Annotated in this window: 19 protein-coding genes and 1 pseudogene; 5 read left to right on the top strand and 15 right to left on the bottom strand. The window is 68.5% G+C overall.

Annotated elements, in window-relative coordinates; all coding sequences use genetic code 11:
- Positions 1-74: 74 nt before the first annotated feature.
- Positions 75-236 carry a YdeI/OmpD-associated family protein gene (locus JFN87_RS13995; RefSeq protein ID WP_209340356.1) on the bottom strand — a complete coding sequence of 54 codons (162 nt, stop codon included), beginning with the start codon at positions 234-236 and terminating at the stop codon, positions 75-77.
- A 307-nt stretch (positions 237-543) separates the two neighbouring features.
- On the opposite strand from JFN87_RS13995, the pseudogene JFN87_RS13990 reads away from it, so the two are divergent.
- Both JFN87_RS13990 and JFN87_RS13985 read left to right on the top strand, forming a co-directional pair.
- Positions 544-1445: pseudogene (locus JFN87_RS13990) on the top strand (helix-turn-helix domain-containing protein).
- Positions 1442-1633: a DUF397 domain-containing protein gene (locus tag JFN87_RS13985; protein ID WP_209340352.1), complete on the top strand. Its 192-nt coding sequence runs from the start codon at positions 1442-1444 to the stop codon at positions 1631-1633. Before JFN87_RS13990 ends, JFN87_RS13985 begins: the two are co-directional and overlap by 4 nt.
- A gap of 75 nt (positions 1634-1708) precedes the next feature.
- Here the strand turns inward: JFN87_RS13985 and JFN87_RS13980 are convergent, their stop codons facing one another.
- The 10 genes from JFN87_RS13980 to JFN87_RS13935 form a co-directional block, all read right to left on the bottom strand.
- Positions 1709-2329, bottom strand: a complete 621-nt coding sequence (locus JFN87_RS13980; RefSeq protein WP_209340351.1) for a hypothetical protein — start codon at positions 2327-2329, stop codon at positions 1709-1711.
- Positions 2330-2495: 166 nt separating this feature from the next.
- Positions 2496-4874: a DUF6571 family protein gene (locus JFN87_RS13975; RefSeq protein WP_209340350.1), complete on the bottom strand. Its 2379-nt coding sequence runs from the start codon at positions 4872-4874 to the stop codon at positions 2496-2498.
- Between the two features lie 16 nt (positions 4875-4890).
- A complete protein-coding gene (locus JFN87_RS13970; protein ID WP_030908652.1) occupies positions 4891-5322 on the bottom strand; it encodes a hypothetical protein in 432 nt (143 codons plus the stop codon).
- A 267-nt stretch (positions 5323-5589) separates the two neighbouring features.
- A complete protein-coding gene (gene mycP / locus JFN87_RS13965) occupies positions 5590-6879 on the bottom strand; it encodes a type VII secretion-associated serine protease mycosin (protein ID WP_245179555.1) in 1290 nt (429 codons plus the stop codon).
- Between the two features lie 164 nt (positions 6880-7043).
- A complete protein-coding gene (locus tag JFN87_RS13960; protein WP_209340348.1) occupies positions 7044-8606 on the bottom strand; it encodes a WXG100 family type VII secretion target in 1563 nt (520 codons plus the stop codon).
- The gene (locus JFN87_RS13955) at positions 8603-9058 is read right to left on the bottom strand and encodes a DUF2563 family protein (protein ID WP_209340347.1); all 456 of its coding nucleotides are present in this window, start codon (positions 9056-9058) and stop codon (positions 8603-8605) included. Before JFN87_RS13955 ends, JFN87_RS13960 begins: the two co-directional genes overlap by 4 nt.
- 225 nt (positions 9059-9283) lie before the next feature.
- Positions 9284-11608 (bottom strand): xanthine dehydrogenase family protein molybdopterin-binding subunit, encoded by a 2325-nt coding sequence (locus tag JFN87_RS13950; RefSeq protein WP_209340346.1) that lies wholly within the window; start codon positions 11606-11608, stop codon positions 9284-9286.
- Positions 11605-13860, bottom strand: coding sequence for a (2Fe-2S)-binding protein (locus JFN87_RS13945; protein WP_307865441.1), 2256 nt, complete (start codon positions 13858-13860; stop codon positions 11605-11607). The genes JFN87_RS13950 and JFN87_RS13945 overlap by 4 nt, the downstream gene beginning before the upstream one ends.
- The gene (locus JFN87_RS13940; protein WP_209340345.1) at positions 13857-14753 is read right to left on the bottom strand and encodes an FAD binding domain-containing protein; all 897 of its coding nucleotides are present in this window, start codon (positions 14751-14753) and stop codon (positions 13857-13859) included. The genes JFN87_RS13945 and JFN87_RS13940 overlap by 4 nt, the downstream gene beginning before the upstream one ends.
- A 277-nt stretch (positions 14754-15030) precedes the next feature.
- On the bottom strand, positions 15031-16764 hold the full coding sequence (locus tag JFN87_RS13935) for a beta-N-acetylhexosaminidase (RefSeq protein ID WP_209340344.1): 1734 nt from the start codon (positions 16762-16764) through the stop codon (positions 15031-15033).
- 42 nt (positions 16765-16806) lie between these two features.
- Between JFN87_RS13935 and JFN87_RS13930 the strand changes: the two genes are divergently transcribed.
- Together JFN87_RS13930 and tnpB are read left to right on the top strand one after the other, a co-directional pair.
- The gene (locus JFN87_RS13930) at positions 16807-17391 is read left to right on the top strand and encodes an IS607 family transposase (protein ID WP_209340343.1); all 585 of its coding nucleotides are present in this window, start codon (positions 16807-16809) and stop codon (positions 17389-17391) included.
- A gap of 26 nt (positions 17392-17417) precedes the next feature.
- A complete protein-coding gene (gene tnpB / locus JFN87_RS13925) occupies positions 17418-18845 on the top strand; it encodes an IS607 family element RNA-guided endonuclease TnpB (RefSeq protein ID WP_307865440.1) in 1428 nt (475 codons plus the stop codon).
- A 371-nt stretch (positions 18846-19216) separates the two neighbouring features.
- On the opposite strand, the gene JFN87_RS13920 is transcribed toward tnpB, so the two are convergent.
- Positions 19217-19528, bottom strand: coding sequence for a DUF3039 domain-containing protein (locus JFN87_RS13920; protein ID WP_209340341.1), 312 nt, complete (start codon positions 19526-19528; stop codon positions 19217-19219).
- Positions 19529-19638: 110 nt separating this feature from the next.
- A complete protein-coding gene (locus JFN87_RS13915; protein WP_209340340.1) occupies positions 19639-20199 on the bottom strand; it encodes a YqgE/AlgH family protein in 561 nt (186 codons plus the stop codon).
- 267 nt (positions 20200-20466) lie between these two features.
- Between JFN87_RS13915 and murA the strand changes: the two genes are divergently transcribed.
- A complete protein-coding gene (gene murA, locus JFN87_RS13910) occupies positions 20467-21813 on the top strand; it encodes a UDP-N-acetylglucosamine 1-carboxyvinyltransferase (RefSeq protein WP_030908675.1) in 1347 nt (448 codons plus the stop codon).
- Positions 21814-21963: 150 nt separating this feature from the next.
- On the opposite strand, the gene JFN87_RS13905 is transcribed toward murA, so the two are convergent.
- Positions 21964-22245 (bottom strand): HU family DNA-binding protein, encoded by a 282-nt coding sequence (locus JFN87_RS13905; protein ID WP_007382399.1) that lies wholly within the window; start codon positions 22243-22245, stop codon positions 21964-21966.
- Between the two features lie 343 nt (positions 22246-22588).
- A complete protein-coding gene (locus JFN87_RS13900; protein WP_209340339.1) occupies positions 22589-24031 on the bottom strand; it encodes an NAD-dependent malic enzyme in 1443 nt (480 codons plus the stop codon).
- Positions 24032-24317 lie beyond the last annotated feature (286 nt).

Here is a 24317-nt window from a genome sequence, read left to right as displayed (position 1 = left end):
TTCGGCCTGGGAGCCGGATCGGATCCGGCGGGCTTGGTGCTGGTCATGAGGGGTGGTTCTCCTGTCGTGCCCTCTCAGGCTAACCCGCCGAAGCGGAACGTCTCACCCAAGGCTGACAGAGAGGGCTTCTTGCGAAGCTTGAGCCAGATGCCGGGCGACACGGCATGGTTCGCGCCGAGCCACACCCGGAACGCCTCGGCGGATTCGAACGCGACGATCTCCAAGTCCTGAGTCACCCAAGCAGCGAACCACACACACGGCCTGCTTTCGTCAGAGGCATGCGTCTCCCTCGTGTGAGCGAGCTGATCCCCGCGTTCCGTGCCGGGCGCGCGGCGCCGCTGCACACGCCGACCCGGCCCGGCGGAAGCCACGACCTAGCTCAGGGCCATGACCGCCCGATTGCCGGCTACCCGCGCCCGTACGGTGAGTCAGCGTACGGACACACATTGTGGACGGTACGGGCACGAGTGCGTCACGCTGAGTCCCCATAGAGCCGAGCAAGTGACGATGCGTCAGGGTGCAGGGACGGACAGGGGAGGCGACATGGACACGGAAGATGAGGATTCGACGGGCGCCGCAAGGAGCACCGGGCGCGATGGCGCGGGAGCGGCACCCCCGACAGCAGAGTACGAGCGGGAGCCACACCCGTCAGACAGCCTGCGCACGTTCGGCGCCTTCGTCCAGGCCCTGCGCGAGCACGCCGGCCTGAGCCGTGCCGACCTCGGTGAGCGGGTCAGCTACTCCAAACACACGGTGGAGTCGATCGAGCTGGGTCGCCGCATGCCGGACCAGACGTTCGTGGAACGCGCGGAGGAGGCCCTCGGCAACACCGGCGCACTACGCAAAGCCGCCCGCCACCTCACCCGAGGCGAGGCAGGCCTGGCGACATGGTTCCGCCGCTGGGCCCGGCTGGAACGAGAGGCAGTGAGCCTGTGCACGTACGAGTGCCGGCTGGTGCCGGGGCTGTTGCAGTCGGAGGCGTACGCGCGAGCGGTGTTCGAGGGCACGATCCCGCTGCGAACCGACGAAGAACTGGAGGCACAACTCACCGCCCGGATGGAACGGCAGACGACGATGCGAGAGCGCCCAAAGTGCCGTTCAGCTTCATCATCGAAGAGCAGGTGTTCCGCCGGGAGTTCGGCGATGCACAAGCAAGGCGCTCACTGATCGACCACGTCCTGGAACTCAGCGCCCCACGCAACGTAACGCTGCAGGTAGTACCACTGAAGGCCGGGTTGCACGCCTGCTTGGACGGACCCATGCGGATCCTGGAGACCCCTGTAGGGCAGAAGGTCAGCTACTCAGAGGGACAGCAGAACGGTCGTCTCATCTCCGACCGGAAAGAGGTGAGCCTGCTCTGCCAGCGCTATGACACACTTCGCTCGCAGGCACTGAACGCCAAGGAGTCGTGGGACCTGCTGGAGCGATTGCGAGGAGAGCTATGAGCAACGGTCAGAGAGAACTTGCCTGGTTCAAGTCCAGCTACAGCGGCAGCCAGGGCGACGACTGCGTAGAGATCGCCATCACCGAAAGCATCATCCGCGTGCGGGACTCCAAAGACATCACGGGCCCGACGTGCACCGTCGGCGGCGCAGAGTGGGAGCGCTTCGTACGCTTCGCGTCAGGGCGTTGACCCAGGCAGGCACGCAGGCGGTCGTCTGGCTGGCGGCGGCCCGCTCTGCAGGCGCCCGCCGCCAGGGTTCGATACTTAATCGGTGGCCAGTGCGGTGGAAGGCGACGATGTTTGATGCTGAGCCACCAAACGCGGCTTGGTTGTCTGCCGCAAACCGCCATAGTCCGTGCAGCCAAGCTCCTTGCTCGCTGTGAACGCAATGGCATTGATGAGAATCAATTGCGCCTTCTGCACATCGGTCTTCTTATGCCCGGCAAGGTGCCAGAGCGACGGAGCAACCACCAACTCCGCTCGCACAAGCGGATGGTCATGTGAGCTGTCGGCCAACTGCGCACTAACACAGTTGAAGTATAGATCGGCGCCGCCTGGATATGAGTAGCCAAGGTTGTCGCCAAGCCGATAAGTTCCTGCGTTCCCCCCGGACGCCTTACGGGGATCATCCTTGGGCACAATAGCAAGGCCGGCAGTCATTGCCCCCCAGTCGCCATCATGCAAGTTAATTACGCATGCCCGCGCTTTTTTCAAATCGTCCGTTGGATCACCGGGCTGGTAAGATTGCACAAGTGATTCTGCCGCACTTTCAGGACTGAGTCGATCCTGGTCTCTATCGAAGTCCCTGGAGCCCGCGAGGTACTCGACCGCTTTTGCCGCCTCTTGAGAAAGTCCCTCATCGCCGCAGAGTTTGTGCGCACTCATAAATTTTGGAGTCGCCGGGTGCTTTTGCCCACTACCACTATCAGTACATCCCGTAAGAACACAACAGACGCCCATCAAGGCACCAAACACCCTCAGCCTATAACGCATAGTTAGCACCTCTCTTATCGCGCTCGTTTTCCAAGTACACCTCTTCGCAGAATATGTTTCAGCCATCCGTCTGAGGGCTACTTCGATACCATTCAGAGCGGTTCGATGCCTCCCCATAGGAGTGGTCACTTTGACTGAGCACAATTTGCAAGTGCTCATCTCCACGCTTTAGATGATGGTTATCAATGAAAAGGTCCAACGGCTTCCTAGCATTATCCGAACCAGCCTTGATGACGGCGCGGGCTTGATCACGTCCTGCCTGCGCCACTTGATCATTGTGATCGCCCGTATTTGCGTCGACCCAACCGCCGGTGAGGTCGCCGATGTAGTGATTGACCACAGTTTGACCGTTACTCATGGCGAGAGGAACAAGAACCGCTGACGCCCCAGCCACTGGGGCTGCAATCGGCAGGGCTGCTACGCCAGCAGCAACCACAGCTCCTGTACCGAGATCCACCCAAAAAGATCTTTCCTTCATGGACTCGCTGTATTCCTCAGCAGTATGTCCGTGCTGAGCCATAATTTCAGAAGCGCGACCGTCGTCCAGCGTGCCTTGCATTCCCGCCGTGTAGCGTCCGATCTCATCGATTCGCCCCCACGCGGGTTGATGGCCATCAGAGCCAGCAAACTTCTCCAACGCGGAATCTGCATAAATCCGATTCGCCTGGGACACTGTGGCATACGCATCCGGACTCTGACCGAGGGTGCTCAGGAATTGCGTTGCTTCGATATCGGTCATCTTCACGTGCCCGGAAAGATTTTCCGAAGGTGCAAACGCACTGTCAGCGTGATCACCAGAATTCGCCCAGTTGAGATCGTCAACGTATCCCGCAGCCATATTCCCGAGGCTGTCGGACAGGGCCTGCTGATGCTTGAAGATCAGCTCAGCGCCTGAATCACCACCGTAGGTGGTGATTACTTCCTTCATGATGCTCGCCGACATAGCGTCGCGATGCTTCATCGCCTCCGTCGGATCTGGCTTGGGGTCGTCATAAGGATACCCAAGTGTTGCCGACTCCAGAGCATGGCCGAAGGCATCTGTGGTGTAGCTGGCGGCGGCCTTCATGTCCTTTGGATCCAGACTTGTGCTGTCTGGCGCCATTTGGTAATCACCGTTGGCGAAGAATTTGAAGTAGCTCTTGATCTCCTTGCCGTCTGCGTCCTTCGGTGGTCCGCTGACCAGGTCACCATCCTGGTCATAAGCGTGCGGCGAGTCGTGGAAGAAATGCTTTGAGGCGTCCGGGCTGTGACCGAGCGCTTCCAGGACACCGTTCACGGGATCGTACCCCGCACCGTCCTTCCCCGACGGATTGAAGAAGTTAGGATCGTTCGGGACATTGATCCCCTTGTTCTGCATGAACATGTAGGGGTCCTTCGCATGCAACTGCGTCACATGTTCCGCAATGGGATCCAAAAATTTCGGATTGTAATTGTCACCGTATCGCAGCATGCCAGCAAGCAACTGGTATCCGTAGGGCGCCGCGTTGGGGTTCATAGTGTTCTTGGTCAACTGCAGTTGCTGCGTCCCCAAGTGACGCATTTGGGTAGACCACTTGGATGGCCAGTCATCGTTCTTACCCTGCGACTGCGTGGCCGTCGCCAACGTCATCCCCAGGTTCTTCTGGAGCGCTTTAACGTCCTTGAGACGCTGCTTGTCGATGTCGTTGCCGAGCCCGTATGGGCTCTCCGCGAGCTGCCCGTAAAATACTAGCGATTCCTTCGGTCCTAGGTTCTTGTAGAAGTCTCGGGAGAATTCTGGTGACTTACTGTTATCGCTCAGCAGCTCGTTCAGCTGTTGTAGCTCAGTGTGTGTAAGGTCAGCACCCTTCCTCGCCAGAGCGGCTGCACGATGGGCCTCTTCTGCGTCCAGGCTGCTGTACGCAGGAGTGCTGAACTGGTGCTTGTCCGGCGTAGCATCGGCTTTGAGTGCGTTGGCGGCAGAGGTGTCCGCGTCATCGCACGTCTCAACGATGGCGTCGACCCGCTTCTGCATGGCACGAATGCGGGATTGCTGCTTCCCGTAGATCTCGGAAAAGTCGGGGTCGTGCCGAGCGAGATTATCGCTCTCGACCGGATGGAGCGCCTCCACCTTGCCGTGCGGGCCGATCACAAGGCCTTGCGCAGGGGCGTCGTGATCGATGAGTTTTTGGAGGTCTTTCTGCGCTTTCTTGAAAGCGGTGTGCGCCTCCGAGATGATGGCGTGGATGCCTTTCGCTTCCTTGGCCGCGTCGCTGAACTCCTTCGCGGTCTTGTCGATGAAAGGCTTGGTGACGTCGGCGTTACTGCCGGTCCAGTACTCGTCCTTGGCCTTGTCAGCCATCGTCGTACGCGCCGTCTTGGCCAGTGTCTCCAACTTGCCGGCCATTGACGACCAGTCGTTCATGGCTTCGGCAAGCTTGTCCAGTGGCACGTTGTAGACGTCGTTGTAGGTCAGCACGCCTGCTCCCCTCCGCTCACTTGAAGTAAGAGTTGATGGCGGACACCTGCATCGAGGTCTTGATGTCGGCCTCCTCCTTGGCGTGCGACGATGCGCTGTAGTCCAGGTGGTTGGAGATGAGTGCACAGGCACCCAACAGGGTGTCGACCTGTGACTTCCAGTTGTCGTGCACAGTCTGCAGGGCTCGACCCGTCCGGAAGCTGCTGACTGTCAGCATCGACGCTGCGGTCTGCGTGCTCTCTTCCGCGAGACGCCCATCCGTCGTCAGCGTGTCGTGCAGGTGGTATGCGGCACTGCCTAGCGCTCCGAGGTGGTCCTGATTGACCTGCAAGTCCTTGGCGGACGGGCCACCCGATCCGCCTGGCTCAGGCGCCAGATGGTTCAGCTTCATACTGACGTTCTGTGCTGCCTGCCCCCGAGCAGATGCCCACTCGTCCTCGAACGACATGGTGCCCCCGTCCTTCCATCCCCGTGTCGCCGCGCGCCAGGACGTCGCTCGGCTTCTCATGCGCCCGAGTACTTTATCGTCTCTTTGTCATCCTGCGGGAGTCCAATTACCAGGACATATCGAGCTTTCTGGCCTTATTGGACAAGGCAACGGGGCTACGGCTGTGTGCTGAGGCATCCAAGCACTCACCTGACCTGCGGCCTTCTCTGTGGAAGTGAGCGCGTAGCACTGAGGAAGTTGCGACCCGGCTGGGTGATTGCCGACGCATCAGGCTTCGGCCGATGGTGGCAGATTCCCTCCTCCGCCCTGCGGAGGCTGTGGTGGTTGCTGTCCCGGGTACGGCTGTGCCTGCTGGGGCTGCTGGCCGGGCGACTGTGGCGGGTAGTACTGCTGGGGCTGCGTCGTGTACGCGTAGTACGAGGGCGGCGGTGGGGCGGCCGCTGCGAGGGCTGCTGCCTTGCGACGAGAGCGGGTTACCGCGTAGGCGCCGCCGCCGAGGACGACAACTGCGGCTGCCCCTACGCCGATCCACAGGCCGAGACCGCCGCCTCCGCCGGCGTCCGAGGCCGCTGCTGCCGACGGCTTGCTGCTGTGCTCGCTGCCGGCGCTTCCCTTGTTGGCCGGAGCACCAGCCGAGGCAGAGGGCGACGCCGACTTCTTCTCGGAGGCAGCGAGATCTGGCAGGGGATAGACGTCTGCGGGGCCCGGGTTTCCGGGGTGGAGTAGCGCCTGGTATGGGCGAACAGCTCCGTATCCGACCGCTTCGTTGTGACGGGCGCCACCGGCAACACCGCTCGCTGTGTTCAAGAGAACGCGCAGGACCTGGTTGTTGGTCCAGTGCGGGTGTACCGACCAAAGGAGAGCCGCTGATGCAGACGCGAGGGCGGTCGCATCACTCGTGCCGCTGCCGCCACACAACCCGGTAGTTCCGACACATGCCTTGATGATGTCTTGCGCGGGTGCAGAAAGATCAACCTGCGGCCCTGTCTCCGAAAACGGCATGAGAGTAGCCTTGCGGTCTAGGCCACCCACGCCTACGACGCCTGGCGTCGCAGCAGGATATTCGACCGGATTTCCCTTTTCGGCACTATTTCCCACTCCAGCAAAAATCAATTTGTTCTTACTGAGAGCATATTTTACGGCAGCTTGAAGCTCCGGACTGTCTCCAGTCGGATCTGCGACTGAAATACTGAGGATTCTGGCCGATGAATCCGCAGCCCACCTGATTGCGCGAGCCATACTGGTATCGAACGGTTCGCCATCCTTCGCCAACGCTTCAAGCGCGTAGGGAATCCGAACGGGAATGATCTTACTGCCGGGGGCCAGGCCCCATGATCCCTGTACCGGGCCCAGTTTTCCGGTGGCGGCGATGAGTGCCGCCATGCCAGATCCGTGCTCTGCGACGTCTGTATACTCGTTACCCTTTTGCTTGGAAAAGTCCTTTCCTGGCAGGACTTGCCCCTGCAGGTCAGGCAAGGACTTGTCCACACCTGAGTCGATCACCGCTACCGAGACACCCTTGCCCGTGGTGATCTTCCAGATCGAGTCAGCTTCCATGGCATCCAGGTGCCACTGTCTCTCTCGCACAGTCTCGGAAGCCCATGCGGGCACAGCTGAAATACCCAGTAGCAACATGGCTACGGCTGACGTCGCGACAGTCTTGAGACCCAGCGACTGTCCATGTGCTCTGCGCATTATTCCTCTGACCTATTCCGGCGGGCTCAATCGATCACAGGAGGCACAACCTGTCGGCTGCCCTGCTGCCAGGTTTCCTCGTCCTCTGTCAGGTAGTCCGGGCGCTCGCCGCCGCGCTCATCTTCACGACTGCGTGGTCTCTTACCGCCACGAGGCGTCATGCCCATACGGCCGTTCCTCGACTGCTGACGGGAGTTCTCCTCATCGTCTCTTACGAGACCAGAGCCTCCCTGTGTGAACGGCCTGCCGCCCAACTTCCCAGATTGTGCAGGTCTACCGACCACTCCACCCGGGTCTGAAGCGAGCCTTCGTCCGCCCACGAGACCGTTGCGCCCCGCTCCTGCAGCTCCTTCGCCGCCCATACGCATGGCCGAGGTGCCTCGGCCCATCATGGGGCGTCCAGTCGACCCGTTCGAGGGCTCCTCACCACCGACGACCGTGCCGCGAGGCAGCCGGGCAGGTGGCCTGCCGCTGGGTGATTGCACTGGTCGCCCACCCGAGATGCCGTTCGGGCGAGGCGTAGATCCGCTGGTACCCGCTGGCGTCGTGCCCTCTGAGAAAGCTGACCCGAACCGCGGCACTCGCCCGCCCGAAAAGCCGCCTCCCGGGCGCACACTGAAGTTGCTTCCTGACCTGCCACCAGAGTGAGGGAGGCTTCCGATTGGTCCTCCGAAAGCAGGAGGGACGACACCCGACTGTGCTGCTTGCGAACCGTTCGGGCCTGGAGGAAGAGCACCATGAGGAGTCGGGTTCGGTGGGGCTACCGGAGGAGCGGTGCTGTTGATCTCCATATGGGCATCGGGCACGTGCGGGATGGGCGCAAGGCTGTCTGTGCCACCTTCGTATGCAAGGTGCTTTGACTCCGGCACACCCCCGCCAGGCGAAACGACGGAACGGTTGCCACTTACGCTGTAAGCGCGCTGTCCGCCACCGCCGCCCGGCAGAGTGTGGCTTCCGCTCCCTGCCGACGATCCTGCCCGGCTCACATCCACGTGTGGGTCGATCCAGTCCTTGCCCAACTCGTGTGCCGGGGGCGGGAAGGTTGGCGGCTTCAGGGCGTTGATCTGGCCGCCGTTGTGGACGTACGACGTTGCCAGCGCGCGCATCGTCGATGCCGCGTCGCCGCGGGTCGACTCGATGCGCGCGTTCGCCAGCATCGCGCTCTTCTCCAGGCTCGGGCTTGGAGAGTCGCTGTGCTCCAGCGCCTTCGTCGCATGGTGCAGGTCCGCCTGCGCGCTTGTCGTCTGCGAGAGCGCCGGCATCTTGGAGTGTGTCTCCGCGATCGAATTTGCGACGTGGCCCATGAACTTCCCGGCCTTGTCCGCGTAGTCGCTCAGCCGCAGCGTTGCGTTCGCCGTCTGGTGGCTCCACTCACGGAAGGCGTCGCCGCCCTCGCCTTCGTATTTCAGCCCGGCTACGTGTCCCTTCAGGCGGTTACCGATGTCCAAGACCGTCTTGGACACCTCTGCCAACTTCACCGACACGTCGCTGACCGCTCCGTGGTCTGCCCCCTTGAGCAGAGCCAGCATCTCCTCATGTGACATCGACTCGAAGTCGGTCTCGCCCGCGACGGGCTTGCCACCGCTCACGCCCCGTCTCCCCCCTGAGCGTAGCCGCCCGACTGCGGATTGAGTTCCTTCTTGTCTGTGTGCGCGTACGGGTCCCGGCTCGGGTGGTACTGCGCCTCGATCTCGCTGTTCAGCTTGTGCATGCGGGTCTTGACGTCGTCGTCCAGGTCCTTGTAGCTCTTGCCGGCCGTCTCGATCGCGATGCCCAGGCTCTCGATCTGGAGGCCCAGGGCCTTGGAGAGGCTTTCCAGCTCGTCGTGCACGTTGTTGTACGACGCGTACAGGAACTGGGCCTCCAGGAAGCCGTGGCCACCCAGATGGGTACGGGGCAGGCGGTCCTCACCCACTCGGCCGGGTGCCGCCTGCGAGCTGTGGAGCGTCGTCAGCATCGAGTCGACGTCCTTCTTGAATTTCTTCATGTCGGCCAGGTCGCTCATGAGATCGTTGACGGCTGTCGCCCCGATGCTCATCATGCTTCCGATGAGGCCGCCGAAGCCTCCCGGGGACCCTCCGCCACCGCCCGCTGCTGCCGCTACCACGACTGTCTCCCCCCGTCCCCGTCGCTGCGCGGATGGTCGTGCGCGCACCGCCCTGCTGGTGAATCTGTCGAAATCGGACGCCAATCAGATCTCTGGCCCAGTCTAACGACTACAAGTGACAGTACGCATCTGAGGGTTACCGGGGCAACGGGGTTGGCGTCACCCTTGGGCCACGGCCGCCTGGGGTCTGATGGGGAGGCGGCCCACCGGTCTGCCCGTTGCCGCGCGTACCGCCGAGGCGACCGCGGCCGGTGATGTGACGACCGGGGCCGCGCTCGCGGGCTTGGCGCCGAAGGGGGCTACCACGTCGCGCTCCTCGACCAGGCGGACGATGCGGATGTCCGGCGCGTCCAGGGACGTGGGGAGGGCGTAGCCCGTGAGGTCGGGGTGGCGCAGGAGGCCGTGGCTGCTGCGGAGGTTCTCCGTGAGCGCGGCGCCGATGCCCTGGGTGACGCCGGCCTCGATGCGGGCGCGCAGCTGCGCGGGGTTGAGGACGCGGCCGACGTCCTGGGCCACGGCCATCTCCACGACGCGGATGGTGCCGAGTTCGATGTCGACGTCGACGACCGCGCGGATCGCGCAGAAGGCCAGGCCGACGAAGGCGTCGCCCTGGCCTGACTCGTCCAGGGGTTCCGTGGGGTGGGGGCGGCACTGGGCGGTGGCCCACAGTTCCTTGCCGTCCATGGCCTCGGTGACGGTCGTGGAGAGCACCCCGTCGTACGAGGTGATCTTGCCGTCCGCGATCTGGAGCAGCTCGGTCGACATGCCGAGCTTGTGGGCGAGGGGCTGGAGGAGCTGTGTGCGGACCATCTTGGCCGCGCGCTCCACCGCGCCGCCAGACACCCAGGTGTGCCTGCCGTGGGCGGCGGCTCCGGCCGGCGGCTGGTCGGTGTCTACGGGCGCGACGTGTACGTCCTCGATGCCCAGCGTCTCCTGGACGATCTGCCGGGCCAGCGTCGCGAACCCCTGGCCGGTGTCGACGGCCGCGCAGATGACCGTGGCGGCGCCGTCGTGGACCTTGACGGTGGCCGTGGAGACCTCGTCGGTGCCCTCGGCGCCGAGCATGTGGACCATGCCGAGCGCGTAGCCGACGCCGCGGCGCACCGCTCCGGGCTCGCCCGCGCCCTCCGGGCCGCCCGGCAGCAGCCATGCCTCTTCGGGGGTGTCCTTGGGGAGTGCGGGGAGGGGGAAGTCCTTGACCGAGCGGAGGAGTTCGGCCACCGGGGCGGGGCAGGTGACGGTCTGGCCCGTGGGCAGGATGTCGCCCGTCGCGAGGGTGTTGCGCAGCCGCAACTCGGCCGCGTCGATGCCGAGTTTCGCGGCCAGTTTGTCCATCTGGCCCTCGTAGGCGGCGCACACCTGCATGGCGCCCTCGCCGCGCACGTGGCCCGACGGGGGGTTGTTGGTGCGGACCGCCCAGCCCTCGACGAAGGCGTGCGGTACGGCGTAGGGGCCGCAGGCGAACGCGACGGCGGCGGCGAGCGATTCGGACGATGCGTCGGCGTACGCGCCGGCGTCGAGCAGGATCTGCGCCTCGACCTTGACGAGCCGGCCCTCGGTGTCGGCGTGGTGGCGGTAGCGCAGCAGGGACGGGTGGCGGTGGGCGTGGCCGAGGAAGGACTCCTCGCGGCCGGCGGCGAGCTTCACCGGGCAGCCGGTGCGCAGGGCGAGCAGGCCGAGCGGGATGTGGAAGCCGGGGTCCTCGCGGTCGCCGGTGGCGCCGGGTACGCCGGTCACGACGACCTTGACCTGCTCGGGCGGGAGGCCGAAGCAGGCGGCGGCGAGGTCGCGGTCGGTGTGCGGGTCGGTCGACGCGGTGTAGATCTCGACGCCGCCGTCGGGGCGCGGCACGGCGAGCCCGGCCTCTGCGCCGATGGGCGCGGGGTCCTGGCGGCCGATGCGGTAGAGGCCCTCGACGATCACGTCGCCCTGCACGGCGGGGTCGCCGTAGCGCAGCGGGATGTGGCGGATCAGGTTGCCGTCGGGGTGCAGCGGTTCGGCGGCGAACGCCTTCTCGGGGTCGGTGACCGGTTCGAGCACCTCGTACTCGACGGCGATGGCCGCGGCCGCGAGGCGTGCGGTGTCCGGGTGGTCGGCGGCGATGGCGGCGATGGCCTCGCCGTGGTGGCGCACGAGGTCGGAGGCGAAGACGGGGCGGTCGGCGACGCTCCTGCCGTAGGAGGGATCGCCCGGTACGTCCTTGTGCGTCACGACGGCGCGCACGCCGGGCATGGAGGCGGCGGCGGTCGTGTCGATGGAGAGGATGCGCGCGTGCGGGTGCGGGGAGCGCAGGATCGCCGCCCAGAGCAGGCCTTCGGCCCAGAGATCGGCGGCGTAGGGGTAGGTGCCCTCGGTCTTGGCCCGCGCGTCGGCCGGGGGCAGGGACGCGCCGATGCCGAGGGTCGGCTCCTCGCGTTCGGGGGCGTCGGGGTCGGAGGGGGACGTCGAGGTGGAGGCGGGTGCGGTGGCCTGGTCGGTGCTCACGCCATGCCTCCTTCGTTCGTCCGGGGGTTGTGGGCGCCGTGGATGCCGCCCGCTCCCGGTGGCGCCTGGTGCGGGATTCGCCCGTCCGTGGCGGGCCCTTCGGGGGCGTCGGGGGACGCGGAGGCGTCGTGGGCCGCGGAGGCCGTGCCGGGGTGGCCGCCCGCGGCGTGGGTGTCGGAGGACGCGGAGGCGGCCTCGGCGAGTGCGGCGCGGCCCGCGACGACCTCGCTCACGGCCTCGAGCACGCCGCGGTAGCCGGAGCAGCGGCAGAGGTTGCCGCTGAGTGCCTGGCGTGTCTCCAGTTCGCTGGGGGCGTGGTTGCCCTCAAGGAGGTCGTGCACGGTCATGGCCATGCCGGGCACGCAGAAGCCGCACTGCACGGCGCCGCTCGCGGCCAGCGCCCGCTGCACGTCGGACGGTTCGCCGTCGGCGGCGAGCCCCTCGACGGTGCGGACCTCGGACCCGGCGGCCGTCGCCGCGGGCACCAGGCAGGAGGCGACGAGCCGCCCGTCGACCTGGACGTTGCACGCACCGCACTCGCCCTGGGAGCAGCCGTCCTTGGCGCCGGCGAGGCCGAGGCGCTCGCGGAGCACGTAGAGCAGCGACTCGCCGATCCAGGCGTCGTTGACGGGCCGCTCCTGGCCGTTGACGCGCAGGGAGTAGGAGCAGGAGGGGTGCTCGACGATGTCGGTGCCGATGGTGAGCTGCTCGGCCATGGGCGCCGGGTCGGATGCCGGTTCCGCGGCCAACTCGGCGAGGCCGGAGAGGGGTTCGGGGGCCGCCGCGTCGGCCCCGGCGTGGACGTCGGCGTCCGCGTCCGTGTCCGTGTCCAAGTCGGTTTCGGCGTCCGTGTCCGCCCCGGTGGCCGTCCGCGGGTCCGGCTCCGGTTCGGGCTCCGGCGCGTGGGCCGCCTCGGGGTCGATCCCGGGCTCGGCCTGCGGTTCGGGCGCGTCGTCCGGGACCGCGGCGGCCGCTTCGGCCGCCGGCTCGTCCGCGGGGGCCTCCTCCGGCGCCCCGGGTACGGTGTGTCCGTCGTGACCGGCGTGACCGGGGTGTCCGTCCTGCGCGGCGGGGGTTTCCTCCGTTACGGGCTCCGCGGTGCCATGCTCCCCGGCACTCGCTGTGGCGGGTTCGGCTTCCCCTCCGTCGGCCATGGGCTCCGGCGCGCCGTCCGTCCCGGCGCGGCCCTGCGCCGCGGCGTCCGCCGTGGGGGCCCAGAACTGCTGGGACGCGTGGGACGCGTCGGGGCCGTGCGCCGCCTGCGGCGCCTGGTGCGGCCGCACGGGCTCGGGATCCGGCACGGGCTCGGGGTCCGGCTCAGGGTCGGTCGCCCAGGGGGCGCGGGCCCCACCGGGGAGGGTGGCCGGGGGCGCGACGCCCGCGTTCCACGGGGAGGCCGCGAGCGCGGCGCTCAACTCACCGGAGTCGTCCGCCACGTCACCCGTGGCGAGCGGGATGCGCCACTGGCCGGTGTGGGCGGGGGGCTCGTGTGCCGCGGGCGGCTCGGGGGGCGCGTCGTGGACGGCGGGGCCTGAGTCGCCCAGGGCGTCGGTGAAGTTCCAGTGCGCCGTCGCGTGCGGGTCCTGGGAGTGCGGGCCCTGCGCCTGCGAGGCGTGCGGGTCGTGCAGGTCGTGCGGCTCCGGGTCGTGCGGATCGTGCGACTGCTGGGCGTGCGGGTAGCCCTGCCCGGGCTCATCGTGCGTCTGCTCCTGCCCGTACGGGTCCTGGTCCTGCGGCTCGTATCCGTACGCACCCTGGCCGTAGGTGTCCGCCTGCGCGTAGGGGGCGTGGGCGTACGGGTCCTGGCCGTACGGGCCCTGTGCGTACGGCCCCTGCGCGTAGGGGCCCTGCCCGTAGGGATCGCCGTACGGCTGCTGCGCGGCCTGCTGGTCGTCGGTCTGGAGCTGCGCCTGGGCCTGGGCTTGGGCTTGCGCCTGCTCGTCGCCGGCCGCCCCGTGCTGCGCTGCCTGCGGGTCGGGCGCGCCCCAGGTGCCCGCGACGGACGGGTCGGGCTGGAGCGGTGTAATCATCGGCGGTACGTAGCCGTGGCCCGGCGCCGCGAGCGGCGCGTCCGCGCCGTCCTCCGGGGGCAGTTGGACGAAGGCGGTGGCCTCCGCGTCGTACTCGCCGCCGTGCGGCACGGGCTGCCAGCCGCCCTGGTCCCCCTGGCCGCCGGGCTCGGGCTCCGGCCATTCGCCGGTGGAGCGGGCGCCGTTCGGGCCGCCCGCGCCTGGTGTTTCGTTGTCGGTCACGAGAGCGCCCTCCCCAGTGCTCGCCGGGCCAGCGTGGCGACGGTACGCCGCAGGTGCAGTACGGCGGGCGAGGGCTGCGGCGCCTCTCCCCCGTCGGCGGGCGGCAGCGGGTCGGGCACGCAGGCGGCGGCGACGTACTCGCCGAAGGCCGCGAGCGCTTCCTGGGTGAGCCCGCGCGCGCCGTCCCAGTCGATGAGCGACGCGATCCACCGCTCGGCCTCCAACGGCCGCAGCGGCATGGGCGCGACGGCGCCGACCGCGCAGCGCACCCCGCGCCTGGCGGGGTCGAGCACGACGGCGACCGAGGTGGTGGCGCGGCCGGGGCCGGTGCGCGCGGTCGCCTTGAGGTAGACCTGCGGGGCGTGCAGCAGCGGGACCCGTACGAAGCCGATGAGTTCGGCGGGCGCGAGCATCTCGCGCCCCGCGAGCAGGTGGGTGACCGGGATCTCGCGGCGGGCGCCGCCGGGGCCCGCGACCACGAGGGTGGCCTCCAGCGCGGCGAGGACCGGCAGCGTGTCACCCGTGGGCGCGGCGGTGGCGATGTTGCCGCCGAGCGTGCCGGCGTTGCGGATCTGCGGCGGGCCCGCGGCGCGCGCGGACGCGGCGAGTGCGGGGATGAGCGCAGCGAAGTCGGGGCGTCCCATGCGCGCGTGCGTGAGGCCCGCGCCGAGCAGCGCGTGGCCGTCCTGGTAGTGCCAGCCGCGCAGTTCGCTCATGCGTCCGAGCCCGACGAGCGCGGCGGGCCGCAGCAGCCCCTTGTTGACGGAGGCCATGAGGTCCGTCCCACCTGCGACAGGCACTGCGGCGGGCATGGCCGCGAGTGCCGCCACGGCCTCGTCGAGCGAGGCCGGCAGCGTCACGGACTGCGCTGTATGCGGTGCGTGCGTGGTCAACCCAGCTGCCCCTTTCCGGTGTCCCCGGCAGTCCCGCCTGTGTGCCGTACCGTACGTGCTCACAGGCCGGACGTGGCAACTCTGGCACATCTTCGGGGCAGCCCGACGCGAGGGTCCACGAAGGGCGCATCCGCCCCTTACCCGAGGAACGCCGGATTCGCCCCGCCTTCAGCGTATCGGGCGTATCGCGGTATTCCCGTGCTGACGTGGGTACTTGTACGGCTTGTGCGATCTCCGGCCGCCGGCCTCCGTACACGCGCGGGGCGCACGTGTCGCCTCACACGCTCGGGGGCGTTCCCTCGCGCGGGCGGCCGAGTACGCCGGGGCGGCGCTGCCACGGCAGCGGGCCCGACGGCGGCCGGTAGGCGACGCCGAGCGCGTCGAGGCGGCGGTAGTGCTCGGCCATACGCTGTTCGAAGCCGGCGAAGTCCCGTTCGGCCGGGGCTCCGAGCGAGGACCACACGCCCTCGGCGAACGCGGCGAGGCGCGGGAAGACCTGGTAGTCGATCCGGCCCATGTCCTGCATGACCTCGGTCCACACGTTGGCCTGGGCGCCGAGCACGCGCTCCGCCTCGGCGGCGTCCAGCTCCTGCGGGACGGGCTCGAAGCGGTAGACGTCCTCCAGCGTGCGCACGTAGCCGATCGGCATCGGCTCCTCGTCGCCGGGCGCCTGCCGGTGGTCGAAGTACACGTGCTGCTCGGGACACATGACCACGTCGTGGCCCGCCCTGGCCGCCGCGACCCCGCCGCCGTAGCCGCGCCACGACGAGACGGCGGCGCCGGGGGCGAGTCCGCCCTCCAGGATCTCGTCCCAGCCGATCAGGCGGCGCCCGCGCGCGGTCAGCCAGGTGTCGAAGTGCCTGATGAACCAGGACTGGAGCTCGTACTCGTCGCCGAGGCCCTGCTCGGCGATGCGTTCGCGCGCGGCGGCCGACTCCTTCCACTGCTCCTTGGGGCACTCGTCGCCGCCGACGTGGATGTAGCGCGACGGGAAGAGTTCGAGCACCTCTTCGAAGACGCCCTCGTAGAAGCGCAGGACGGCGTCGGTGGGGGCGAGGATGTTCGAGTTGACGCCCCAGGTGTCCCAGACGCCGAGCGCGGACGTGTCGACGGCGTCGGCGTTGCCGAGCTCCGGGTAGGCGGCGATGGCGGCCTGCGAGTGGCCGGGCACGTCGATCTCGGGCACGACGGTGATGTGCCGCTCGGCCGCGTACGCGACGATCTCGCGGATGTCGTCCTGCGTGTAGTAGCCGCCGTGCGGGGTCTCGCTCCACAGTTCGGACGCGCGGTGGCCCCACTTGGTGCGCGGGCGCCAGGCGCCGACCTCGGTCAGGCGCGGGTGGCGGCGGATCTCCAGGCGCCAGCCCTGGTCGTCGGTGAGGTGGAGGTGCAGGACGTTCAGCTTGTGCGCGGCGAGCAGGTCCAGGTAGCGCAGCACGCCCTCCTTGGGCGTGAAGTGGCGTGCCACGTCGAGCATCAGGCCGCGCCAGCCGAAGCGCGGGCCGTCCTCGACGGTGACGGCGGGCAGCCGCCAGACACGGTGCGCGTCGAGGGGCGCGCGGCGGAAGGCGTCGGGGCCGAGCAGCTGGCGCAGTGTCTGCGCGCCCCAGAAGACGCCGGCGGGGCCGCCGCCCTCGATGGTCACGGCGGGCGCGCCGTCGGCGCCGCCGTCGCCCGGGGGTGCGGTGGTGAGGGTGTACGCCTCGGGGCCGCGTGCGGCCGCGAGGTCCGCGTTGACGCGCAGGACGATCCGGGCGTGTCCCATACCGTCCGCGCAGTCCGCGCCATCGGGTGTGCCGGTTTCCGTGAGCGGCAGGCCGGTCGCCGCGCCCACCGTCGCGCGCAGCCAGCGTGCGGTGGCCTCGGTCCCTGGGCCGGCGTCCACGCGCAGTCCCGCCGGGACGGCGAAGTCCCCGCCGCCGGCGCGGGCGGCGCCGGGCGCGGGGATCAGTGCCGGGTGAGCGGTGTCCGGGGTCGCGGGCGTGAGAGCTGCTACAAATTTTCTATTCATTCATAGACATTTCTAGTAGTCCATATCGAATATCTTGATTTTGTGAAGCTTTCGGAATGGGCACGGCAGCAGGGCGTGAGTTACCAGACTGCCTGGCGATGGGTGAAGGACGGCAAGATGCCCGTTCCGGTCCGCCAGACGCCGTCAGGAACGTGGCTGGTCACTGAGCCCACTCCGGCTGCCTCTGCGACCTTGGAGCGGGTAGTGGCGTACTGCCGCGTGTCCTCCGGCGACCAGATAGTCGATCTTGAGCGACAGGCGGCCCGGGTCGTGGCCGGCGCGAACTGGCACGGCCTGGCCGTCGCCGAGATCGTCACCGAGGTCGGCTCGGGGCTGAACGGGGGGCGGCGCAAGCTGCACCGCCTGCTGTCCGACCCACAGGCGGCGGTGATCGTGGTCGAGCACCGTGACCGGCTGGCCCGGTTCGGCGCCGAGCATCTCGAAGCCGTCCTGGCGGCGTCCGGTCGGCGTCTGGTAGTCCTCGACCCCACCGAGACGACAGACGACCTGGTGCGGGACATCACCGAGGCGCTCACGTCGATGTGTGCCCGCCTGTACGGGCGCCGTGCGGCGAAGGACCACGCCACTCGCGCGGTAGCAGTGGCGACCGGCAAGGCCGCCGAGTGACAAAGTTCCAGACGCAGCCTGGTTTTGTGGTGCAGGCGTTCCGGTTCGCTCTGGACCCGAATGCCTCCCAGGAGCATGCGTTGCGTTCGCATTGCGGTGCGGCGCGTGTCGCCTACAACTGGGCTGTCGGCTGGGTGACCGCCTCGTGGTGGCAGCGCCGCGCAGAAGAGACCTACGGCATCCCCCAGAAGGAGTTGACCGAGTGGCGCTCGTGGTCGCTGCCGTCGCTGCGGAAGGCCTTCAACGAGGCCAAGCACACAGATCCAAGGTTCACGGCCTGGTGGGAGGAAAACTCGAAGGAGGCGTACAACACCGGCCTGGCCAACGCCGCCGCCGCGTTCGACAACTACGCCAAGTCGAAGCGCGGGCAACGCAAAGGCAAGCGCGCGGGGATGCCCCGGTTCAAGTCGAAGCGCAAGACGCGTTTGGCGTGCCGGTTCACCACCGGCACGATCCGTGTGGATGCGGATGGCCGGCATGTCACGCTGCCGAGGCTGGGCACGATCCGCACACACGAGCCCACCGGCAGTCTCCGCACCCGAGTCCACGCAGGGACGGCCCGCGTCCTGTCCGCGACTGTCCGCCACGAACGCGGACGCTGGCTCGCAAGCTTTCAGGTAGAAGTGCGGCGGGACATCGTCCGGGTTGCCCGGCCGGACGTGGTGGTCGGTATCGACCTGGGGGTAAAGACCCTCGCGGTGCTGGCCGACTCCACCGGCGAGATCCGCACCATCCCCAACCCCCGCCACTACGACCGTTCGCTGAAGCTGCTGGGCCGCACCTCCCGCACCGTCTCCCGCCGCCAGGGACCCGACCGGCGCACCGGACGCAAGCCGTCGAAGCGGTGGGTGAAGGCCAACGCCGCCCGCAACAAGGTGCATCACCGGGTCGGGAACCTGCGCACGGATGCCCTGCACAAGTTCACCACCGCGGTGGCAGCCGAGTACGGCACCATCGTGGTCGAAGACCTCCATGTCGCCGGCATGCTCCGCAACCGGCGTCTGGCCCGCCACATCGCGGATGCCGGATTCGGTGAGATCAACCGCCAACTCAACTACAAGACAGGCCAGCGCCACGCCACCCGCATGATCGTGGCGGACCGCTGGTATCCCTCCTCCAAGACCTGTTCCGGGTGCGGCGCGGTGAAAGCCAAGCTGCCGCTGCACGTCCGGACCTACGAATGCGACGCCTGCGGCCTGGTCATCGACCGGGACGACAACGCCGCACTCAACCTCGCCGCCCTCGCGGCAACCGCAGTAACTGGTACCGGAGTGGCCGGAGACCAGGACACCGCCCCGGCGGTGCCGAAACCTCGTGGAGCCGACCGCAAGACCCGCACCACCCGCACCCGCCGCAAGGCGGAGGCGGGGCGGGCAGGTGGCGCAACCCTGCCGCACCAGCGGCAGACAGAAACGAGAGACCGTACCCAAGCCGAAGCACTCACGCTCTGGTGACGAGACGGACCTTCCGCGCAGAAACGCCCGGAATGCTGACACCTGACTACGGTGTCGGCAACGGTGTGTCGCCATTGCTCCTCCGCCGAGTGGTCGGGCCGACCGGTCGGGACCGAACGGACCCGAACAGGTCTGTACCAATTACGGAAGACCAACACACGGCGGCGGATACGGCAAGGGCACCCGGGCGCTGCCCGGGAGAGCACCTGCCCGTCCTACCTGCCGGTCGCACGGCATGAGCCGGGAGAGAGCGAGCACAGAGCAACCGCCCGTACGGGCGCGGCGGGGAGGCTCCGGGCGAGCGGCGCCCGGCACCCGGCACCCGGCACCCGGCACCCGGGCAAGCGCGCCCGGCGCCCCCTGGGGCGGCGCTACTTCTTGCCGCCGCTGCTCCTGTCGCCGCCCTTGCCCTTGTCCTTGTCGCCCTCGCCGCCGGGGCCCATGGACTCGTAGATCTCCTTGCACATCGGGCAGACCGGGTACTTCTTGGGGTCGCGCCCCGGTACCCACACCTTGCCGCACAGTGCCACCACGGGGGTGCCCTCCAGGGCACTCGCCATGATCTTGTCCTTCTGGACGTAGTGGGCGAAGCGCTCGTGGTCGCCGTCGCCTCGCGACACCTGCGGTGTCGGCTCCACGAGGGTGCCCGTACCTGCCCCGCGCTCGGGCTCAAGAGTGCTCATAACAGCCAAGAGTACTCATCGGCCATGGTTTTCCCGGAGGGCGGGTGGGAGCACTCCGCAGCCGGGCGCTCACGCTCTCGCGCCGTCGCCGGTAAAGCGCAGGGCGCCCGTCAGTTGAGCGACGGGTCGTCCGGGTATGTCGCGACCATGGCGAGCTCGCCGCGCTGCCTGCGCAGGACGGCGCGCCACAGCGCCTCGGGGCGCGGCGAGGACACGTCGCCCGGCTCCGACTCCACCACGTACCAGGCGCCCTTCTTCAGCTCGCGCTCGAGCTGGCCAGGGCCCCATCCCGCGTAGCCGGCGAAGATCCGCAGCGAGCCGAGCGCACGCGCCAGCAGCTCGGGCGGGGTCTCCAGGTCGACGAGGCCGATCGCGCCGTACACCCTGCGCCAGCCGACGGGGCCCTCCTCGCCGGGGATGACGGCGAGCGCGAGCGCCGAGTCGAGCGAGACGGGGCCGCCCTGGAAGACGACGCCGGGCTCGCCCGTGTGCTCGGCCCACGGCTGAAGGATGTCCGCGACGTCGACCGGCGTGGGGCGGTTGAGCACGACGCCGAGCGAGCCCTCCCCGTCGTGGTCGAGCAGGAGGACGACCGCCCGGTCGAAGTTCGGATCCGCCAGGGCCGGTGTGGCGACGAGCAACCGCCCTGTGAGCGAGGACACCTCGGTCATGGGACACATGATCCCGCATCCCGCGCTTTCGTGGGCACGCGTGTGCCCGGCGCGTGTGCGCGCAGTTCAGGGCGCACGGGGAGCGCGGACGGCAACTCCCGTGCCGGCGACCACCCGTGAGCACCGCCGCACACAGGGTGTTGTGCCGAAGTCATTACGTTCCAGACCCCTGCGCGGGCCTACGGAGCGGGGTCCGGCGCGCCTTACGCTTGTCCGGGCCGTATGTTCGGTCCACCCCCCGCCCGCCCACTCCGGAACGCGAGATTCATGACCGGCACCGGCTCCGATGATGTCCTGCTTGTCCACGGCGGCACCCCGCTGGAGGGCGAGATACGCGTACGCGGCGCGAAGAACCTCGTGCCCAAGGCGATGGTCGCCGCCCTGCTCGGCGCCGCGCCGAGCCGGCTGCGCAACGTGCCGGACATCCGCGACGTGCGCGTGGTGCGCGGCCTGCTGCAACTGCACGGGGTGACCGTGCGGCCCGGCGAGGAGCCGGGCGAGCTGGTGCTCGACCCGACGCACGTGGAGAGCGCCAACGTCGCGGACATCGACGCGCACGCCGGTTCCTCGCGCATCCCGATCCTGTTCTGCGGCCCGCTGCTGCACCGGCTCGGCCACGCCTTCATCCCCGGGCTCGGCGGCTGCGACATCGGCGGCAGGCCGATCGACTTCCACTTCGACGTGCTGCGCCAGTTCGGCGCGACGATCGACAAGCGGGCCGACGGCCAGTACCTGGAGGCGCCCCAGCGGCTGCGCGGCACGAAGATCCGGCTGCCGTACCCGTCGGTGGGCGCCACGGAGCAGGTGCTGCTGACGGCGGTGCTCGCCGAGGGTGTCACCGAGCTGTCGAACGCGGCGGTGGAGCCCGAGATCGAGGACCTCATCTGCGTGCTGCAGAAGATGGGCGCCATCATCGCGATGGACACCGACAGGACGATCAGGATCACCGGCGTGGACAGCCTGGGCGGCTACAACCACCAGGCGCTCCCGGACCGCCTTGAGGCCGCGTCCTGGGCGTCGGCGGCGCTCGCCACGGAGGGTGACATCTATGTGCGGGGCGCGCAGCAGCGCTCGATGATGACGTTCCTGAACACGTTCCGCAAGGTCGGCGGCGCCTTCGAGATCGACGACGCGGGCATCAGGTTCTGGCACCCGGGCGGCTCGCTGAAGTCGATCGCGCTGGAGACGGACGTGCACCCCGGCTTCCAGACGGACTGGCAGCAGCCGCTTGTGGTGGCGCTGACGCAGGCGTCGGGCCTGTCGATCGTGCACGAGACGGTCTACGAGTCGCGGCTCGGCTTCACGTCGGCGCTGGGGCAGATGGGCGCGCACATCCAGCTCTACCGCGAGTGCCTCGGCGGCTCGCACTGCCGCTTCGGCCAGCGCAACTTCCTGCACTCGGCGGTCGTGTCGGGGCCGACGCGGTTGCAGGGGTCCGACCTGGTCATCCCCGACCTGCGCGGCGGCTTCTCGTACCTGATCGCGGCGCTCGCGGCGCAGGGCACGTCGCGCGTGCACGGCATCGACCTGATCAACCGCGGCTACGAGAACTTCATGGACAAGCTCGCGGAGCTGGGCGCGAAGGTGGAGCTGCCGGGCGGCCCGCTGAGCTGACGGCCGGCAGCGGGGCGGCCCCTCGGACGGGCCGCCGCGCCGCCGGGCGGCGCGGCGGCCGGTGGCAGGACAAAGGCGGCCTCCGACGTTGCGGAGGCCGCCTTTGGTCTTGCCGTATCGCCGTCCTGCCGTGCAGGACCGTCGCGAGGACTACTTGCCCTTGGCGGCTTCCTTGAGCTTGGAGCCCGCGGAGACCTTCACGCTGTAGCCGGCCGGGATCTGGATCGGGTCGCCGGTCTGCGGGTTGCGCGCGGTACGAGCGGCACGGTGCGTGCGCTCGAAGGTCAGGAAGCCGGGGATGGTGACCTTCTCGTCGCCCTTGGCGACGATCTCGCCGACGGTCTCGGCGAAAGCGGCCAGAACGGCGTCGGCGTCCTTGCGGGTCACCTCGGCGCGGTCGGCCAGGGCGGCCACCAGCTCACTGCGGTTCATGTTCTTACTCCCGTGTTCTTCTTGCCTGTGAGGCGTGAGATCGAAGCCGATGCTGCCAGGGCCCTCGGACACTCCCCGGACCCGGGCCTTCTTTCGAGAACCCTCGCGCCCCGTGGGGGTGTCCCCGAAACGTGGTCCCAGGGAGTATCAGGTCTCCCCAGGACCGAGTCCCTGTGACTGCATCCTGCCCCCACCAGCGGCGGGAAAGCCAATCCGATACCCCCGCCGTCACACGGAAAGCCGCCCGTGGAGCGGCGGGGGGTCATGGTCCGCCACCCTAGACGGGGCAACCGGCACGCCCGACGCGCGACGCGCCGGGCGTACGGGCAGCATGGGGCCTGTTTCAGGCCTGAGTGGCGTCCGCGGGGGTGTCCACTGTCACACCGGCGGCCTTCGCCGCGTCGCGGACGGCGCCGGCGACGGCGCCCGCGACCTTGTCGTTGAAGACCGACGGCACGATGTAGTTCGGGTTGAGTTCACTCTCGGTGACGACATCGGCGAGCGCGGCGGCCGCGGCGAGCATCATCTCCGTGTTGACGGTGCGCGACTGCGCGTCGAGCAGGCCGCGGAAGACGCCGGGGAAGACCAGCACGTTGTTGATCTGGTTGGGGAAGTCCGAGCGGCCCGTGGCCACCACAGCGGCCGTCTCGCGGGCGATCGCCGGGTCGACCTCGGGGTCCGGGTTCGCGAGCGCGAAGACGATCGCGCCGTCCGCCATGCCGGCCACGTCGGAGCCGTCGAGCACGTTCGGGGCCGAGACGCCGATGAAGACGTCCGCGCCCGCCACGGCCTCCTTGAGGGTGCCGGTGACGCGCTCGGGGTTGGTGTTGTCGGCGATCCAGCGCAGCGGGGACTCGGGGGCCGCGTCGACGAGGTCCTCGCGGCCCGCGTGCACGACGCCGTGGATGTCCGCGACGACCGCGTGCCTGACGCCCGCCTCCATGAGGAGCTTGAGGATGGCGGTGCCGGCGGCGCCGGCGCCCGACATCACCACGCGGACGTCCTCGAACTTCTTGTTGACGACGCGCAGCGCGTTGGTCAGCGCGGCGACGACGACGATCGCGGTGCCGTGCTGGTCGTCGTGGAAGACGGGAATGTCGAGGGCCTCGCGCAGCCGGGCCTCGATCTCGAAGCAGCGGGGCGCGGAGATGTCCTCCAGGTTGATGCCGGCGAAGCCGGGCGCGATGGCCTTGACGACCTCGACGATGGCGTCGCTGTCCTGCGTGTCGAGGCACAGCGGCCAGGCGTCGATGCCGGCGAACCGCTTGAACAGGGCCGCCTTGCCCTCCATCACGGGGAGCGCGGCCTTGGGGCCGATGTTGCCGAGGCCGAGGACGGCGGAGCCGTCGGTGACGACGGCCACGGTGTTGCGCTTGATGGTCAGGCGGCGCGCGTCGTCGGGGTTCTGCGCGATGGCCATGGAGACGCGCGCCACACCCGGCGTGTAGACCATGGAGAGGTCGTCGCGGTTGCGGATGGGGTGCTTGGACTGCATCTCGATCTTGCCGCCGAGGTGCATGAGGAACGTACGGTCGGACACCTTGCCGATGGCGACGCCCTCGATGCCGCGGAGCTTGCCGACGATCTCGTCCGCGTGCGCGGTGGAGCTGGCGGCGATCGTGACGTCGATCCTGAGCTTCTCGTGTCCTGACGCGGTCACGTCGAGGCCCGTCACGGACCCGCCGGACGCCTCCACCGCCGTCGTGAGCTGCGAGACCGCCGTGCCACTGGCCGGGACCTCAAGACGGACCGTCATCGAGTACGAGACGCTAGGCGCCGTTGCCATGGCGGGTTCCTCTGCTTTCACTGAGCCGCTGTGCCCTTCCGCCGGGGGACACCGGGCGGAATCCTTCAGATGGTCGCACCTACCACTCGGTAACGGCTAAAGCCGATTCTTTCGGAAAGACACTTCCATCATGCGGAGCGTAACAGTGGGGGGAGCGGCGGGGCCGAGTCGGTGGTGGCGAACCCGGTGGTGGCAACAGCGGCGGGCCCCCACCGGTTCACGGTGAGGGCCCGTCCTGACGTTCAGCGACACCGACCCGCCATGCTCGCCTCGCGGCAAGTGGTCG

Origin of the sequence: Streptomyces montanisoli (assembly GCF_017813245.1) — a bacterium.
GTDB lineage: Bacteria > Actinomycetota > Actinomycetes > Streptomycetales > Streptomycetaceae > Streptomyces > Streptomyces montanisoli.
Note: the sequence above shows the minus strand (reverse complement) of the source record. Positions and strands in the feature narration are given on the sequence as shown.

Bases quoted from the DNA above. Each gene is read 5' to 3' on its own strand.
- JFN87_RS13985 (WP_209340352.1), top strand. From the start codon at position 1,442: ATGAGCAACGGTCAGAGAGAACTTGCCTGGTTCAAGTCCAGCTACAGC.
- JFN87_RS13980 (WP_209340351.1), bottom strand. From the start codon at position 2,329: ATGAGTGCGCACAAACTCTGCGGCGATGAGGGACTTTCTCAAGAGGCG.
- JFN87_RS13970 (WP_030908652.1), bottom strand. From the start codon at position 5,322: ATGTCGTTCGAGGACGAGTGGGCATCTGCTCGGGGGCAGGCAGCACAG.
- mycP (WP_245179555.1), bottom strand. From the start codon at position 6,879: ATGGAAGCTGACTCGATCTGGAAGATCACCACGGGCAAGGGTGTCTCG.
- JFN87_RS13955 (WP_209340347.1), bottom strand. From the start codon at position 9,058: ATGATGAGCATCGGGGCGACAGCCGTCAACGATCTCATGAGCGACCTG.
- JFN87_RS13935 (WP_209340344.1), bottom strand. From the start codon at position 16,764: ATGAATAGAAAATTTGTAGCAGCTCTCACGCCCGCGACCCCGGACACC.
- JFN87_RS13920 (WP_209340341.1), bottom strand. From the start codon at position 19,528: ATGAGCACTCTTGAGCCCGAGCGCGGGGCAGGTACGGGCACCCTCGTG.
- JFN87_RS13915 (WP_209340340.1), bottom strand. From the start codon at position 20,199: ATGACCGAGGTGTCCTCGCTCACAGGGCGGTTGCTCGTCGCCACACCG.
- murA (WP_030908675.1), top strand. From the start codon at position 20,467: ATGACCGGCACCGGCTCCGATGATGTCCTGCTTGTCCACGGCGGCACC.
- JFN87_RS13905 (WP_007382399.1), bottom strand. From the start codon at position 22,245: ATGAACCGCAGTGAGCTGGTGGCCGCCCTGGCCGACCGCGCCGAGGTG.
- JFN87_RS13900 (WP_209340339.1), bottom strand. From the start codon at position 24,031: ATGGCAACGGCGCCTAGCGTCTCGTACTCGATGACGGTCCGTCTTGAG.